Consider the following 16153-nt stretch of genomic DNA (forward strand, 5'->3'; position numbering starts at 1 on the left):
AAAATGCCATCTGTTTAGCAGATGGCAGTTCAAGATAGAAAATCTTTTGAAGTTATACGAGCTGTCTACTTTAAGCAGTACCGTATTGCTGTTTTAAATATTTCACAATCTCAGCCGATTCAAACATTTTGGTATCTGTATTTGGATCGACCAGATAGGGAAGCTGAATATTATTTCCCATCATTTCAAACAAATGTTCACGCTTACCGCCTGGTAGTGGTTCATATTTTCCCGGTTTTAAACGCAATTTGGCCGGTCCATAATCTTGCCAGCGCTCTTTAGCGACATTATGAAAAACAAACGGCACTTCCAGTTCACTCAAAACGGCGCGTACAATTCGGGTATAAGGACTGGCCTCAAAGCCCCATAATTCTAATAACAGTTCAGGTGTTGGCCGATCCTTAATCTTGGGATTCACCATTCCGCCGCGTAAACCATTGAGGACGGTTCCCGCAATTGCAGCCACTGGAATTTTAGGATAGTGAGCATATTTCTTGGGAGTTTTGCCGGTTTTGCCATAATGCTTGAACAGATGATCGATAATATCCTGAGACTCATAGAGTCGATCACCGGTATTTTCATCAACTAAAAAAGGAAATTGCAGTTTTCCACCCAATTGCTGCACCTCAGGACGGAAATGAGTACCCCCTCGTGGACATGGATAAACTTCATAATCCAGATTTAGCAAGGTCATGACTTCACGCACCCGACGACAAAATGGTGAACCCTCGTATTCATAGAGCTTCAAGGCTTTTTCAGGCTGATTTGGAAACGGTGTACCCACCATCCCACGTCCACCTTCAGCGATTGAAGAGGCCAAAGCTTGTACAACTTTAATTTGATGACTCAACATAGTATTTTCCTATTTTTGTTTTATATGAATGAAAGACAGAATCTAGGCATCCTGTCTTTCAGGGTACAGATAAGTTTTGTTGTTATTCTTTCATGCAGAAATGCAGATTCCGGCCGATTAAGCCACTAATGCTGTTTTAGACACCACAATACCATTATTGTCTGCATAGACATACTCGCCTGCATTAAACGTGACACCACCAAAACAGAGAGAGATATCAACTTCACCCACACCCTTGCGGTTGCTCTTTTGCGGAATAGCCGCCAATGCATGCACACCAAGATCAAGTTCAGCAATCGCATCGACATCACGAACGCAACCATAAATAATTACGCCATTCCAGTGATTTTTTACCGCTGATTCTGCAATCAGGTCACCCATCAAGGCACAGCGCATGGATGCACCGCCATCTACGACCAGGACCTTGCCTGTTCCATCTGTGGCCAACAACTCTTTCACCCGCGAGTTATCTTCAAAACATTTTACTGTCACAATCTGACCGCCAAAGGTTTTGCGCGCCCCATAACTCTTAAAAAATTTACCGTCCAGGCAAGGTGTCACCACCTGAAGCTCTAATTCTGGATGATCATCTAACAAGTCACAGGTAACAAATGCTGCTGTAGACACGGTGTTTTCCCCTCATTTCATTTTTTGTATGCGTAAATTATCATAAATTTCAAATTTTACCGTCTGAGTTAGCGCGGCCTCGACCATAGTATGAGCCACCTGCTCGGCTGTCACTGGCTTATACGCAAAACTATCCGGAATAAAACGCGATACTTTGTCGTAAACCTGCTGCGCGATATCTTCCAAAAAACGCTGCTCTGGACGTTCACCAATGAGCAATGAAGGTCGAATCAAACTGATTCTGTCCAAGGACAATGTTTGTATATATTCTTCCAGTTCACCTTTGACCCGATTATAGTAAAAATGCGATTGGGAATCGGCACCCATTGCGCTTAGCAAAAGATAATGGGCTGAGGTTTGCTGTAACAGCTCTGCAAAGTGAGCATTTATGGTATAGTCAATACTATAAAATGCCTGTTTGGATCCGGCTTTTTTCATGGTGCTGCCCAGGCAGCTAAAACCATGGCTATGCTTGCTGACATCCTGATCATTCAACATCAGGAAATCTTCCAGTACCAGTTGTTGAACTTTATCCAAAGCATCCAGATCATTTTGATGTTTTCTGACCACTGCAGTAATCTGCTGGCAAGTCGGCTCATCTTGCAAACGTTTTATCAGTTGTTTTCCCACCAAGCCAGTGGCACCTATCACGATGGGATGAGTCAGTGATTTAGTCATTTTTTATACGATCTCCTGGGTGGAATACTAATCTAACGTTTTCTTTAGAATTTTTCTGCATCTAAAATGTTGTCAAAGCATGTCAAGACTTGACTTCGGTGCTTAGTTTAATCAAAATATGGCACTTGTTTACGGGCTGGTGATAATTCCTCTGATGTTGGTTTTCAGTTGAGTTTCAGCCCGCCCAGACCAATCTATTTCAAGGAGTGCACGAGTGGCAAACTCTGCTCAAGCTAAAAAACGTGCTCGTCAAAACGTTAAAGCACGCAAACACAACGCAAGCTTGCGTTCTATGGTTCGTACCTATCTTAAACGTACATTAGCTGCTATCAGCACTAATGACTATGCAGTTGCTACTGAAGCGTACAAATCGCTTGTTCCAGTAATCGACCGTATGGCTGACAAAGGCATCATCCATAAAAACAAAGCAGCTCGTCATAAGAGCCGCTTGAACGCGCAAGTTAAAGCACTAGCTTCTAACTAATCGCAAATGAAAAAAGCCCTTTTTAGGGCTTTTTTTGTGTCTGGAATTTGAAGAAACTAAAAAATATAATGACTCATTCAGAAAAATAATTTGTTTAGACAGCACTCATCCAGTCAATGCGATACTGTGAGATAAAAACCTGAATCTCCCTCTCTTTTAGATTATTGATCTTTATCCATAGAGGATGGCGAAGTGGTTTTATCCTGTTTCGTATTGTCAGTGTCCCGCTTTTGACATGCGGTTAAACCCAAAATCGCGATCAGGCTAAAAATTGTGATAACTTTCATAATTTTCCTCAAGATGAATATTTCTATATTTATTAAGCATAGATAATTTTTATACTTACATTATTGAATTTTCACCCTATAAATGTAAAAGGTGCAGTTTAAAATTTATTTTTATCGTTTTAGCCTGAACTTTATTGAATGATCAATATGAAACGCCCCACCATCTTTATAATTTCTAACTCCCCAATAAAAAACTCAATTGCTGTGAACAATTGAGTTTTGAATAGATCAATTTAATTTAAGAAAGTTGGGAACGTTTAAAATCAGCAATATCCAGTTCATGTACCTGACCGCGCCAGATCCATTTCAGTTTGGACTCCAAAAACACATCACCTTCAAACCAGACAAACAGACCTTCCATCATTTTTGGCCAGTCTTCCCGACTGACGTCTTGACGCCCTGACATCACTGCAATCATCGCTGCGAGAATAGTATCGTGGCTGACAGCCAAACTCAGCCCATATTTATTTTGTGGATGGGTGTTGTAAATCAGTTCCAGTACATCCACCACGCCATGAATCGGCTGTTTCATCCCAGGCAAGGCATTATTGACAAAACTGTTAATAAAACCGAGTGCACCCTGCTTGGCAAAATAAGGCCCAGCTTTTTGAATATCCAGCACAAAGCTGCCAGGCTCCATCAGAAGTCCCTGTTCAATAATTTCAATACGATGGGTATTCTGCTCAGGGGTAACCGCATCTGCCCCTTCAATCATCAATGCAGCGGTATCAATACACCGCTGGATCGGACTTGAAATACAGTGATGAATCACACGATCAGTTTGATCAGCCAGATAAGCACCCCATTCCTGCGCCAGATCCCGCCCCTGATTGGTCAGTTGCAGATCATAGCCTGCCAAACCTTGACCCGGAACCTCTTCACGAATCGAATGCCGTGTAAATAAGGTGACAGGCGTCTGTACATCGGGCAATAAATCAATTGCACTCAACATACTCGGTGGAAGCAGTTTCAGGGACACGTTACAGCCAACTCTGGATTTGGTAATAGGTTAAGCACCACTATAACACGCTCAGAATTTTGCTCAATGCTCGGCCTGCATGTCAGAAACCGCCTGCAATGCAATAATTTTCATATCATTATTCTTATAAGCAATGAATCCGCCATTCAGCAAAGTATCCCGATGATTATAAATAAATGGGCGACCTTCTAAATCGACCAAGCCACCCCCAATCCGTTCGAGCATACATTGACCAGCGCTGGTATCCCATTCCGAGGTCGGATGAAAACGTGGATAGATATCCACCTGATCTTCCAGCATCATGCAAAATTTATAAGCGCTGCCCGCTTTAAATTCAGTGTAGTCCGTGAGCTTGGCCAAACTTTGTAAATATTCGAGATATTTCGGTTTCTGCTGGCTACTTTGGCTCAACCCTACAGCAATCATTTTAGATGTCGAAGACATTGCATAAGCAAACCATGTTCTAGTTTGAATATCATATTTATAAGGCAAGCCCTGCTCAGGACAGAAATAAATCAGTTGCTGCTCTGGAACCGCCAATATGGCAAAAGTGGTCAAACTGCCTCTGACCAGACTCAAATTAATGGTAAATTCGGGGCGCTGGTGCAAAAACTCTTTAGTGCCATCTAACGGATCCAGTAACCAGAATTCTGACCATGAGCGGCGTTCATGTTCCTGTCCTTCTTCAGACAGTAAAGGCAAGCTGGAAATCTCTGCCAAAGCTTGGGTCAGATAAGTATCGACCCGAAAATCTGCCTGAGTCACCGGAGAATTATCATTTTTTTTGATGACATCAAAAGCCGCACCAGAACAATAACGCTGATATTCTTCTCGCAAAATTTCACAGGCTTGTGTCAAAATGGGCACAAACTGCAAAATCATTGGATCTTGTGGTGCTGCTGTTGCTTTAAACATAGAAAACCTAAATATGTCAAAATGCTCTGAAAAACCTACCATAATTTTCGATATGGATGGCACTTTACTTGATCTTGCCTACGATGATTTCATCTGGAACGAGTTATTGCCTGTGCGTTATGCTGCCACACATGGCTGTAGCCTGGAACACAGCCAGGCGACACTCTATGCATTCTATCAGGAACATAATCATACCTTAAACTGGTACTCTTCACGCTTCTGGACGGCTAAAGTCGAAGTCGATGTTCTGGCGATGCAAATTGAACATAAAGATAAAGTGGCCTTACGCCCGCATTGTCTCGAATTGCTCGATTATCTTAAAAATAATGGCTATCCCATCTGGCTGGCCACCAATGCTGACTGTGCGGGTCTAGCATTTAAACTGGATCATTTGAATTTAAGAGATTATTTCGATGTGATTGTCAGTTCAGAAACGATCGGACATGCCAAAGAATTTATCGAGTTCTGGCAAGGCCTGAATGCGTTGCATCCATTTGACCCTGCACATGCTTATTTTATTGATGATACTGAAAAAGTCCTGAATGGGGCTCAAGCCTATGGCATTCAGAACCTGTTCAGCATCCAGCAGCCCTCTTCAGCCAAAGTAGCACGTCAGACTTGTAATTACCCGATGCTGCACCAATTAACAGATTTAATCACTCATTTAAATCAGGCTGAGGTAGAAAAAAAATATGCGTAAATCGTCTTTACCCGAAGATGCGGTAGGCATGCGTATAGACAAATGGCTGTGGGCAGCACGGTTTTTTAAAACCCGCTCGATTGCCAAACATGCGATTGAAGGTGGCAAAGTCCATCACAATGGTGAACGTGTCAAGGTATCGCGCGAAGTCCGTGTTGGTATGGAACTGACGATTCAGCAAGGCATCGACAAAAAAACCGTGCTGGTTAAGGAACTTTCTGATGTTCGTGGACCTGCACCCGTGGCACAAAAACTGTATGAAGAAACCGAAGTCAGTATTGCACGCCGGGAATTGATTACATCACAAAGAAAGTTGCATAATCTAGCTCGTCCCGACCATCGTCCAAGCAAGAAGGATCGTCGTGATATCAGTAGATTTAAAAATGAAAATAGTCAGAATTTCGATCAGTCATGGTCCTATAATGACGATTAAATTTAAGCGTCAGAATATGTCGTACATGCGCTGACTTTTATAGAACACTAGGGAAAATTCTGTCACTATACACCTGTGGAACAAAGCTCTAATTTAAGACATCCACTTGAGTACTAACTTAGTGACATCGTATTGAGGTTGTAAGATGGATGAGAATAAAAACAAGGCGCTCAACGCTGCCTTAAGCCAGATTGAAAAACAGTTTGGTAAAAATACAGTTATGCGTCTTGGTGACAATACCGTTCAGGCAGTTGAAGCTGTGTCTACAGGCTCTTTAACGCTGGATATTGCACTCGGTATTGGTGGTTTACCTAAAGGTCGTATCGTCGAGATCTATGGTCCTGAATCTTCAGGTAAAACCACAATGACCCTGCAAGCAATTGCAGAGTGTCAGAAAGCAGGCGGTACGTGTGCATTCATCGATGCGGAACATGCACTTGATCCTCAATATGCGCGCAAACTGGGCGTAGATATTGACAACCTGCTGGTATCGCAACCGGATCACGGTGAACAGGCACTTGAAATCGCAGACATGCTGGTACGCTCTGGCGCGATCGACATGATCGTTGTCGACTCTGTTGCTGCATTGACTCCGCGCGCTGAAATTGAAGGCGAAATGGGTGACTCGCATATGGGTCTGCAAGCCCGTTTAATGAGCCAGGCACTGCGTAAAATTACTGGTAATGCCAAGCGTTCCAACTGTATGGTGATCTTCATTAACCAGATTCGTATGAAGATTGGTGTCATGTTTGGTAGCCCTGAAACCACAACTGGTGGTAACGCACTGAAATTCTATGCCTCTGTTCGCTTGGACATCCGTCGTATCGGCCAAGTGAAAGAAGGTGACGAGATTGTTGGTTCTGAAACCAAAGTCAAAGTCGTGAAAAACAAAATGGCGCCTCCGTTTAAAGAAGCTTTATTCCAGATTCTTTATGGCAAAGGTGTTAACCATCTAGGTGAATTGATCGACCTTGCTGTACAGCAAGAAATCGTGCAGAAAGCTGGTGCGTGGTATTCTTATCAAGGCGACAAAATTGGCCAGGGTAAGAACAACACCATCCGTTATCTGGAAGAGCATAAAGAAATGGCTCAGACGATTGAAAAACTGATTCGTGACCAGCTTCTGACTAAAGCAGTGGTTGTTGAAGAAGACGATAGCAAGGAAGAACCTGACTTTTTAGATGCATGATCTTATTAGATGCATCATCTTTAAACGTCAATACACAGCGCCCTCCGGGGCGTTTTGTTATTATATAGGGAATCTAAAATCCGAGAGAATCATGTCAGACGCGAAATTCAGCAAACTGCTCGATTATGAAACTTTAAAACAGCAATTTGGTGATACTGAAGATCAAGCTCAACCTGCAAAAAGTGCGATCCAAGACGCTCCTGAATTTGATCCTGAAGAACGTTTGTTTTCCTCTACCCCAACTCAGGATGAGAAGAAACCGGGACTGACAGGCTCACGCTTACGTTCTTATGCCTTTGCCGTACTGACGCGCAAGGAATATTCCAAAGCCGAACTGATAGAGAAACTAGCCCTCTATGCAGAGCATCGTGATGAAGTTATTAACCTGGTTGAAGAACTGTCCCGTGAGAACTATCAAAGTGATCAGCGTGTGGCGGAAACCATGTTGTCGAGTCAAAAGCGTAAAGGCAAAGGTCCCAATCAAATTAAAATGAAACTCAAGAGCAAAAAGATTGATACTGCTCTGATTTCAGAAGAACTCAAAGAAACCGACTGGGTTCAACAAGCCTATGAACTAAAAGTCAAAAAATATGGCACCGAAGTTCCTAAAGACCCCAAGCTCAAAGCCAAACAGATCCGTTTTTTAATGTATCGTGGTTTTGAAATGGATGCGATTATCAAGGCCATTAACCGTAAAGCAGAAGACTAAGTCTTATATTCTTTGAAAGTCTTAATGAATTAAAAGGATTGGATATTTAATCTAATATTAGTTGGAAAATAAAATAAAGCACGGCAAAAGATAATGATGATTTAATCATTAAAACAATAAGATAATGCTGTTTGACGATATTGAAAAAAAATGATATTTGAGAATAGAAAACTGCGAATTCGCATTGTTATTATAATAAGAATATGGTGGCAACCCTACCAGCAAAGCTCCGGCACATCATAGTTCTATTACCGTTGCTACCTTCCGGTCCTGGCGGGGTTCATAGAGTACAATTGCGAAGTAACCAGCAGGGCTACCATTACAAAAACAGAGTATAGAGATTTTTAATCAAGTTGCAAGCCTTGTTCCGCAAAATAATCCCTTAAGCTATCCGTTTGATTATTTTAAAAACAATATTGATATTTCTGCTGATTTTTAAGGGATCTTCACAATCAATCCATCAACACTCAGATTCACATGATCTTTGTAAAACCTTGTTGCATTTTCTAAAAATGCCGTTTTTAATGTGTGCAATGTATATGAATGATCTACTTTGAAAAGATGAGCAGCGGATCCGCATCTCACAAAGAATTATGGAAATTTTATGATGTTTAAAAAGACCGTATTGTGTGCAGTGACAGCACTCTTTACCACGCCTCTATTTGCCAATATTCCGATTGAATCGCGCGGCTTGAGCCAAGCTACGAATCAAACCGCAGTAAATACCCCAGCGGCAATTGCGGCTGGTGCAACTCCAGCCGTTCAAACCAATACCAGCTGGCAAATCATGCAAAAGAACCAGCAGCTCGAAAATGACTTGCGGATTTTGCGCGGTAAAATGGAAGAACAGGAAAATGAGATTGAACGGCTCAAAAATGAACTGACCAATCGTTATGCCGATCTCGATCAGCGTCTCGAACTATTGCAGCAAAAAATTGAACCTGCTGAAGACAATCCAACGGAGGAAAACCCACAGGATACTGCACCCAGCCTAAACACAAATAAGGTCAATACAGCAAGCAGCGGAAAGCAACCTGCTGAGCTAGAAAAGGCAGCTTATACCGTGGCTTTAGATGCTTATAAAAATGGCGGTGCAGCCAAAGCCATTGCACCGATGCAAAACTTTATTAAAAACAATCCGAATAGCGTTTATATCAGCAATGCCTATTTCTGGTTAGCGGAATTCAATCTGGCGATTGACCCGCCAAAATTTACTGAAGCGAAACGTAATTATCTGATTGTCGTTGACCGTTACCCAAATTCTGCAAAAGCCTCCACTGCCCTGTATCAGCTTTATAACATCAGCAAAGATGTTGAAAAGAATACTACGCTTGCATCGCAATACAAAACAAAGCTATTGAAGAATTATCCGAAAGCTGAGGAAATTAAATTTCTTAAGTAAAATAGAAATTCCCAAAATAAAAAAGACACCTTCAGGTGTCTTTTTTATTACCTCAAACATTTAGCGCACAATGCCGCGCTTCGACTGTTCAAGAGAGTCAATTAGACGTTGTACTTCAGCCACTTCCGGCAAAATTCCTGTACGGATCTGCTCGATTGCTTCCTGAGTCGTTAAACCTGATTTATAAATCAGTTTAAAGGCATCACGTAAACCGCTGATTACGGTCTTCGACCAGCCTTTACGACGCATGCCTTCAATATTCATGGCAAATGCATGCGCAGGATTACCTGAAACCATCACATAAGCCGGCACATCTTTCAAAATCAGTGATGCACCACCAATCATGCTATAAGAATCAATCTTACAGAACTGATGAATGCCCGAGTTTCCGCCAATGACGACGTAGTCCCCGACATGGACATGTCCAGCCACACCGACGTTATTGGCAAAGATATTATAATCTCCAACCATACAGTCATGTGCAATATGAGTATTGACCATGAGCAGGTTATGACTACCGATCTTGGTCAGGCTCTGGTCCTGAACCGTACCACGATGCAGACTGCAATGCTCACGAATCTTGTTGTGATCGCCAATCTCAAGCCAGGTTTCTTCACCAGCATACTTAAGATCCTGACACACCTCGCCTACACTGGCGAACTGGAAAATTTCATTATATTCACCTATACGCGTATAGCCACCCACCACCACGTGTGAATGAAGTTTGCTACCCGCACCAATAGTGACATTTGGCCCGATAATACAATATGGGCCAATTTCTACATCAGCAGCAATGACTGCTGACGGGTCAATAATGGCAGTTGGATGAATAAGGGGATTATTGCTCATGCCTGCTCGACTTTTTGATGCGAAACCATAATTTCCGCGGTTGTTGCGACGACGCCATCTACAGTGGCAATACAATTATATTTGTAAATGCCCCGCTTTTGCATCACTAATTCAGATTTTAAAACCAATTGGTCACCTGCAACCACCTGTTTTTTAAATCTAACTTTTTCCGCACCGGCAAACAGGAACAAAGAACCTTCACTTGGTACTTCGTTATTCATCACAAAACCCAGAATTCCAGAGATTTGTGCCAGTGCCTCAACAATCAGTACACCTGGCATAATTGGATAATTCGGAAAATGGCCTTGTAAAAACTCTTCATTAATTGAGACGTTTTTATAACCAACAATGCCATTATCGGTAATTTCGACGACGCGATCAACCAATAAAAATGGATAGCGATGGGGCAAATATTCACGAATCTTTTGAATATTCATTGGCAATTCAGGCTTCGTGAATGTAGGCAAATTCGACTCTGTCATCATAATTATTTACGCAACTTAAATGTTGATTCAATGGACTCAATCTGAGATTGCATATGATCTAGTCGTTTGATCACCTGGGTCAATGGCACATCTGCTAATTGTCTGAGGCGAACCACGGTACGTTTCCATTTCTGATTTTCAAACAGACCAATCCCGGATGAATATTTTCCAGCTTCAGAAATATTATTTGTCACCATTGACATTCCGGTCAACGTCACATTATCAGCAATATTCAAGTGTCCAGAAATCGCAGAGGCACCACCAATGATACAGTTTTTGCCAATTGAAACACTTCCTGCAACGGCAGTTTTTGCAGCAATCGCGGTATGTGCACCAATTTTAACGTTATGTGCGATTTGCACAAGATTATCAATGATCACACCCTGTTGCAAAATCGTATCATCCAGTGCACCACGGTCTACGCTACAATTTGACCCAATACGCACATCATCCTCAATGCATACAGAACCTAATTGCGCAATACGGTGCCATTTACCCTGATAAGGTGCAAAACCAAACCCTTCGCTACCAATCACGCTATTGGCATGAATGCGCACCCGATTACCAATTTTTGCTGCGCCGGTGAGGGTCACATGTGAGTCAATAAAACAGTCCTGACCGATCTCGACATCATCATCGATCTGCACATGCGCCTGAACAATCGTATTCGCACCCACGACACAATGCTCACCAATCACCACGTAATGACCAATATAAGCATCGTCCGCAATCACTGCCGACGGGTGAATTTGAGCAGTACTCTCAATGCCACGCTGGCGATGTTTTTTCTCAAAGACATGCGTCAGAATCGCAAAAGCCAGATAGGGATTTGCCACAACAATAAAGTTTTGATGTGAAGTTATCTGTTGTTTTAGTTCAGCCGTGACAATTAAAGCACCTGCCTGACTTTGATTGGCCTGCTCTACATATTTATCGGCATTCACAAATGCCAGATCGTGTGAAGTTGCCTGTTCAAGACTGGCCAAAGCGCTCAAACGTAAATCTGTCTGACCTATGCACTCGCCCTGAACCAGGCGAGCGAGATCAGCTAACTGAAGCTGTTGATGATTCATTGATTATTTAATTGCATTAACCTTTTGAATCATTTTATCAGTTAAATCATATTTAGCATCATAAGCAAGCGCTGAATTTTTATTTAAAACCACATCCAGGTTGTTTTCTCTACGCAATTGTTCAGCAATTTGCTTTACCCGTGCATCAAATACAATTCGGATCTGCTGAATCGAGCTTTGGACATTCGTCTGTACAGATTGCTGTAACTGATTCAATTCTTGCAACTTAGCCTGATATTGCACAGACATTTTCTGTTTTTCAGTCTCACTGAGCTTGGTATTGGATTGAGCACGTTGCTGCAAAGTTTCCAGCTCTTTGCTGAGTTGCTCAATCTTAGTGGTTTGTGGCTGAATTTTTTGCTGGAATATCGTGTTTTGTTGTTTCAGATAAGTACTACCTTCAACCACACGCTCCAAGTCAATTACCCCCATACTAGCCGCTTGAGTCAAAGGAGCAACACTTGCCAAAGCCAGGCTCATTGCCATAATCATTTTTTTCATATTATTACTCATTCAAAAAAATTTGCTCACAAAACCTGCAGGCTTTATGAGCAAAATTTAGTTTCTAGGTCAAAACGATTTTAGAAAGTACGTCCAATTTCGAACTGGATGTTTTTAGTATCATCACCGTCTTTTTTATTCAACGGATAAGCATAGCTAAGTGATAATGGTCCAATCATAGTGATCCAGGTGAAACCTGCACCCACGCTATAGCGCATATTATCTGCATCGAAACCGAAGTTATCTTTACAGTACTGCTTTCCATTTACTGAAGTGCCATTAACGAAAATATTTTCATTTGATACATCACATTGGATATCAAACACTTGTGCACCTTCAGCAAAGATGACTGGACGAACCTGACGTGCCCAATCCCCTTTAAATGGTACTGGAAGCACTAATTCGGTACCAAATTGAATTAGTGCATTACCACCTACTTCCTCAGGAGAAGGATCCGTTTGACCTGTATCAGAGAAATATACACCTGGATATTTAGGACCTAATGTACTATTTTCATAACCACGAACCGAACCAAAACCACCTGCATAGAAATTCTTGTAGAATGGCAAGTCATTACCATAACCCAACTTACCATAACCGCGCAGGACAAAATCTTTGCCTAATGGGAAAAATGCCTGAGCGTCATAAGTGACTTTTTGATACTCGACATCACTACCTGGCAAGGCAATTTCAGCATTGACACGATGTGACATACCCGTTGTCGGGAACATCGGTCTATTTAAGGTATTATAAGACCAACCTAAATTAAGGTTATAAGTCAAAAAATCACCCTGGAATTCTTGACCATATGGAACTGGATTAGGGCAAGGCTGGTAACCAGTAACATTCCCAGCAGAATCTTTAATTGGAACTAATGCTTGAGGACAATACTCACCACTTTTTGTTTCTTTTCCGCCATTACGTTCCAAATAATCAGCAACATAAGTCGACACATATGGACCAGTGGTCACATCGGTCTGATCAATGTTCAGGCCTAGGCTAACACTCTGGTTTTCATCAATTGGATAACCAAAGTTAATCCCACCACCGAAACTGTCTGTCACATAGTTATTGACGTTATAATCATCATCCAGCTTGGTTTTACGGTAATACATGTTATAGCCGCGACGCACACCATCAATGGTGAAGTACGGGTCCATCACGCTCAAGTTATAATAATCTTGGGTTTCAGAACGCGACAAATCGATTGAAACACTATTCCCTGTACCCAGGAAGTTGGTCTGACTTAAACCTGCCTGGAAAGTTACACCACCGCTTTGTGAGAAACCAACTGCAAGAGTACTGGTCCCTGAATGCTGCTCTTCAACGGCAACATTCAAGTCCACCTGATCTGGTGCACCCGGAATACGTGCAGGTTTGATATCGACAGTTTTAAAGAACCCGGTACGCTCCAGACGGACCTTAGACAGGTCAATCTTTTCATTACTAGCAAGTGCACCTTCCATTTGGCGCATTTCACGACGTAGTACTTCATCTGCAGTTTTCGTATTACCAGTGAAATTAATACGTCGCACCGTGACTTGCTGACCCGGATTAATATAATAATTTAGATCAACCAGTTTGGTTTCGTTGTTAATTTGAGGAACAATATTGACTTCTGCATAGTAATAACCTGCATTACCATACTTACGCTGCAATAACTGCTTAACCGCGTTGACTTTTTCCTGCGAATAAATTTCGCCTTCTTTGAAAATTTGTAAAGCCTGTAATTCTTCAGTCTTATAAAGTGCATCACCTAAATATTTGGTTTGACCAAATTTAAATTGTTCGCCTTCATCCACAGAAACTTCGATGAAAACATTCTTTTTATCTTCACTCAAGTTCAGACTGGAATTGGTAATATTAAAATTGATATAACCGCGATTCAGATACATGGCACGCAAAGCTTCTAGGCTCGCCGCCATCTTTTCACGTGCATAACGGTCATTACGCGAAATGACCGAACTCCAGCCACTTTCTTTTACGGCAAAGGCCTGCTTGATATCAGACTCTTTAAATACGGTATTCCCGATAATATTGATATCGAAAACTTTAGCCGCTTTACCTTCAATAAAATCAATCAGCAATTCAACACGGTTATTTGGTCGAGGCGTCGTGGTGACCGTAATATCGGCATCATAACGACCTTGCTGCATGTATTGCTGTTCAAGTTCAGTTTCAATGGTTTGCAGTGCTGATTTTTTCAGCACTTCGCCTTCAGCCAGACCCATTTTTTTCAGGCCTTCTTCAAGTGCTTCCTTAGGAATCAGCTTATTGCCTTTCAATTCGATTTTCGAAATGACCGGGCGTTCAACCACTTGGAAAACCAAGGTATTGCCCTGCTGAACGGCTTTAATGTCATCAAACAGGCCTGATGCATACATGCTACGAATTGCATTGGCAATGACTGGATCATTGACCCGATCACCACTGTTAATCGGCACTAGGCCATACACATTGTCAGGAGTTAAACGTACTAATCCATCAAATTTTATATCTTGTACAATGAATTCATCTGCTGCATATACTTGTTGTGCTACTGCCATTGCACTAACGAGTGCCAGAGGCATAAATAAATGTGTGTGCTGCATGCCAGTCTTTTCCGCTGTTAATTTATTCCATTTACGTTGTTATAAACGCATAAAATCATTAAATAATGCCAGAAGCATCATACTGCCGAGCAGTACCATACCAATTTTTAGTCCAACCAATTGTATTTGTTCGGAAACAGGTTTACCACGAATTAATTCAACAAAATAGTAAACCAGATGTCCGCCATCAAGCATTGGAATGGGTAGTAGATTTAATATTCCTAAACTTACACTCATTAGCGCCATAAAGGAAATAAAAGTTTCCCAGCCCATTTCTGCGCTTTGTCCTGCCACTTTGGCGATGGTAATTGGACCTGATAAATTATCCAGGCCAATCAGGCCACGTACCATTTTGACAATCGAGTTCAGAATCATCGAAGATAAATGTGCTGTTTTATCAAACGCCATTACCAGTGCTTCGCCTGGCGAGTAATGAATGGTCTGTTTATATTCTGCAGGAATGTTCAGTTTACCCGGATCGCTTTGTACGCCCAGCATACCAGTCACATTGCCCATATTGTCACGTTTACCTTGTGGCATGACTTCCAGCTTAACCACCTGATTTTCGCGTAGTACATCCATTTTGAGTAATTTTTCTGGAGATGCCTGTACCACCTGCACCACATCAAACCAGTCTTTCATCTGAACGCCGTCAATAGCCAGAATCTTGTCACCTTCTTTCAGACCTTGACGGATGGCTGCACCATCTTCACTCAGTTTGCTGATCACTGCCGGAATTTCCGGTCGATAAGGTAAGAAACCCAGACTTTCCAGTGGCGATTGACTTTGATCTTTTAAATAGTTTTGAATAGGCAACTGAAACAGTTTGTTTTCACCAGCGCGATCTGCCTGAATAGAAACCACGCCAGTTTCACCAACACGATCTACCAAGGCATAACTGAGTTTTTCCCAAGTTTCCACCTGAGTACCATCCACAGCTATAATTTTGTCGCCCGGCTGCATTTGTACGGTGGCAGCAGGTGTATTTGGTAAAACTTTGCCCACCCGGGTATTGAGCTGTTCTTGTGCCGGTAAAAATAACACCCAGAATAGAAGAACTGCAAAAATCAAGTTGATCAATGGACCCGCTGCCACGATGGCAATCCGCTTCCAAGGATGCTGACGATTGAAAGCTTTGGGTAAGTCTTCTTCAGCAACATTACCCTCACGTTCATCCAGCATCTTGACGTAGCCACCCAAAGGCAAGGCAGACAATTGATACTGAATTCCGGATTTTTTCGAGGTCCATTTTAATAATGTTGGCCCAAATCCAATGGAATAGACCAATACTTTAACGCCCAGTTTACGCGCCACAATATAGTGACCGAACTCATGAATCGCAATTAAGGGACCGAGTAAGAGAATTGCAGCGGCAATCATAAACAAGGCATTCATATC

Annotated in this window: 18 protein-coding genes and 1 other RNA gene; 6 read left to right on the forward strand and 13 right to left on the reverse strand. The window is 42.0% G+C overall.

Going from position 1 to position 16153, the window contains the following annotated elements; genetic code table 11:
- Positions 1-70 precede the first annotated feature (70 nt).
- The 3 genes from NI462_RS02225 to NI462_RS02235 form a co-directional block, all read right to left on the reverse strand.
- Complete coding sequence (locus NI462_RS02225; RefSeq protein WP_004646733.1) at positions 71-853, reverse strand: glutathione S-transferase N-terminal domain-containing protein; 783 nt, start codon at positions 851-853, stop codon at positions 71-73.
- Between the two features lie 117 nt (positions 854-970).
- Complete coding sequence (gene rraA / locus NI462_RS02230) at positions 971-1480, reverse strand: ribonuclease E activity regulator RraA (protein WP_004279866.1); 510 nt, start codon at positions 1478-1480, stop codon at positions 971-973.
- Positions 1481-1492: 12 nt separating this feature from the next.
- Complete coding sequence (locus tag NI462_RS02235) at positions 1493-2158, reverse strand: NAD(P)H-binding protein (protein ID WP_253158881.1); 666 nt, start codon at positions 2156-2158, stop codon at positions 1493-1495.
- Between the two features lie 214 nt (positions 2159-2372).
- Here NI462_RS02235 and rpsT point away from each other — a divergent pair, with 214 nt between their 5' ends.
- Positions 2373-2642 (forward strand): 30S ribosomal protein S20, encoded by a 270-nt coding sequence (gene rpsT / locus NI462_RS02240; RefSeq protein ID WP_004279868.1) that lies wholly within the window; start codon positions 2373-2375, stop codon positions 2640-2642.
- A gap of 161 nt (positions 2643-2803) precedes the next feature.
- Here rpsT and NI462_RS15040 read toward each other — a convergent pair whose 3' ends face one another.
- The 3 genes from NI462_RS15040 to NI462_RS02250 form a co-directional block, all read right to left on the reverse strand.
- Positions 2804-2929, reverse strand: coding sequence for a hypothetical protein (locus NI462_RS15040; RefSeq protein WP_004646731.1), 126 nt, complete (start codon positions 2927-2929; stop codon positions 2804-2806).
- A 238-nt stretch (positions 2930-3167) separates the two neighbouring features.
- Positions 3168-3908 carry a histidine phosphatase family protein gene (locus NI462_RS02245; protein WP_004646730.1) on the reverse strand — a complete coding sequence of 247 codons (741 nt, stop codon included), beginning with the start codon at positions 3906-3908 and terminating at the stop codon, positions 3168-3170.
- Between the two features lie 63 nt (positions 3909-3971).
- Positions 3972-4823: a 3'(2'),5'-bisphosphate nucleotidase CysQ family protein gene (locus NI462_RS02250; protein WP_253158883.1), complete on the reverse strand. Its 852-nt coding sequence runs from the start codon at positions 4821-4823 to the stop codon at positions 3972-3974.
- A gap of 13 nt (positions 4824-4836) precedes the next feature.
- On the opposite strand from NI462_RS02250, the gene NI462_RS02255 reads away from it, so the two are divergent.
- From NI462_RS02255 to NI462_RS02270, 4 genes are all read left to right on the forward strand, one after another.
- Positions 4837-5523: an HAD-IA family hydrolase gene (locus NI462_RS02255; RefSeq protein WP_016806963.1), complete on the forward strand. Its 687-nt coding sequence runs from the start codon at positions 4837-4839 to the stop codon at positions 5521-5523.
- Positions 5516-5956: an RNA-binding S4 domain-containing protein gene (locus tag NI462_RS02260; RefSeq protein WP_004646726.1), complete on the forward strand. Its 441-nt coding sequence runs from the start codon at positions 5516-5518 to the stop codon at positions 5954-5956. The genes NI462_RS02255 and NI462_RS02260 overlap by 8 nt, the downstream gene beginning before the upstream one ends.
- 145 nt (positions 5957-6101) lie before the next feature.
- Positions 6102-7145: a recombinase RecA gene (recA, locus tag NI462_RS02265; protein WP_004279873.1), complete on the forward strand. Its 1044-nt coding sequence runs from the start codon at positions 6102-6104 to the stop codon at positions 7143-7145.
- Between the two features lie 91 nt (positions 7146-7236).
- The gene (locus NI462_RS02270; protein WP_004646725.1) at positions 7237-7854 is read left to right on the forward strand and encodes a regulatory protein RecX; all 618 of its coding nucleotides are present in this window, start codon (positions 7237-7239) and stop codon (positions 7852-7854) included.
- A 213-nt stretch (positions 7855-8067) separates the two neighbouring features.
- On the opposite strand, the gene ffs is transcribed toward NI462_RS02270, so the two are convergent.
- Positions 8068-8164, reverse strand: an RNA gene (gene ffs, locus NI462_RS02275) — signal recognition particle sRNA small type.
- Positions 8165-8458: 294 nt separating this feature from the next.
- Between ffs and NI462_RS02280 the strand changes: the two genes are divergently transcribed.
- Entirely contained in the window at positions 8459-9256 is a 798-nt protein-coding gene (locus tag NI462_RS02280) for a tol-pal system YbgF family protein (RefSeq protein WP_004646724.1), read from the forward strand.
- 60 nt (positions 9257-9316) lie between these two features.
- Here NI462_RS02280 and lpxA read toward each other — a convergent pair whose 3' ends face one another.
- The 6 genes from lpxA to rseP form a co-directional block, all read right to left on the reverse strand.
- Complete coding sequence (gene lpxA / locus NI462_RS02285; protein WP_004279876.1) at positions 9317-10105, reverse strand: acyl-ACP--UDP-N-acetylglucosamine O-acyltransferase; 789 nt, start codon at positions 10103-10105, stop codon at positions 9317-9319.
- Positions 10102-10587 carry a 3-hydroxyacyl-ACP dehydratase FabZ gene (gene fabZ, locus NI462_RS02290; protein ID WP_026055766.1) on the reverse strand — a complete coding sequence of 162 codons (486 nt, stop codon included), beginning with the start codon at positions 10585-10587 and terminating at the stop codon, positions 10102-10104. The genes lpxA and fabZ overlap by 4 nt, the downstream gene beginning before the upstream one ends.
- A 5-nt stretch (positions 10588-10592) precedes the next feature.
- Entirely contained in the window at positions 10593-11663 is a 1071-nt protein-coding gene (lpxD, locus tag NI462_RS02295; protein ID WP_004646721.1) for a UDP-3-O-(3-hydroxymyristoyl)glucosamine N-acyltransferase, read from the reverse strand.
- A gap of 3 nt (positions 11664-11666) precedes the next feature.
- Positions 11667-12164 (reverse strand): OmpH/Skp family outer membrane protein, encoded by a 498-nt coding sequence (locus NI462_RS02300; protein ID WP_004646720.1) that lies wholly within the window; start codon positions 12162-12164, stop codon positions 11667-11669.
- A gap of 80 nt (positions 12165-12244) precedes the next feature.
- On the reverse strand, positions 12245-14755 hold the full coding sequence (gene bamA, locus NI462_RS02305) for an outer membrane protein assembly factor BamA (protein WP_004646719.1): 2511 nt from the start codon (positions 14753-14755) through the stop codon (positions 12245-12247).
- A gap of 39 nt (positions 14756-14794) precedes the next feature.
- The gene (gene rseP, locus NI462_RS02310; protein WP_253158885.1) at positions 14795-16150 is read right to left on the reverse strand and encodes an RIP metalloprotease RseP; all 1356 of its coding nucleotides are present in this window, start codon (positions 16148-16150) and stop codon (positions 14795-14797) included.
- Between the last annotated feature and the right edge of the window lie 3 nt (positions 16151-16153).

Source organism: Acinetobacter lwoffii (genome assembly GCF_024129715.1).
In the GTDB taxonomy this organism is placed as follows: domain Bacteria; phylum Pseudomonadota; class Gammaproteobacteria; order Pseudomonadales; family Moraxellaceae; genus Acinetobacter; species Acinetobacter lwoffii_U.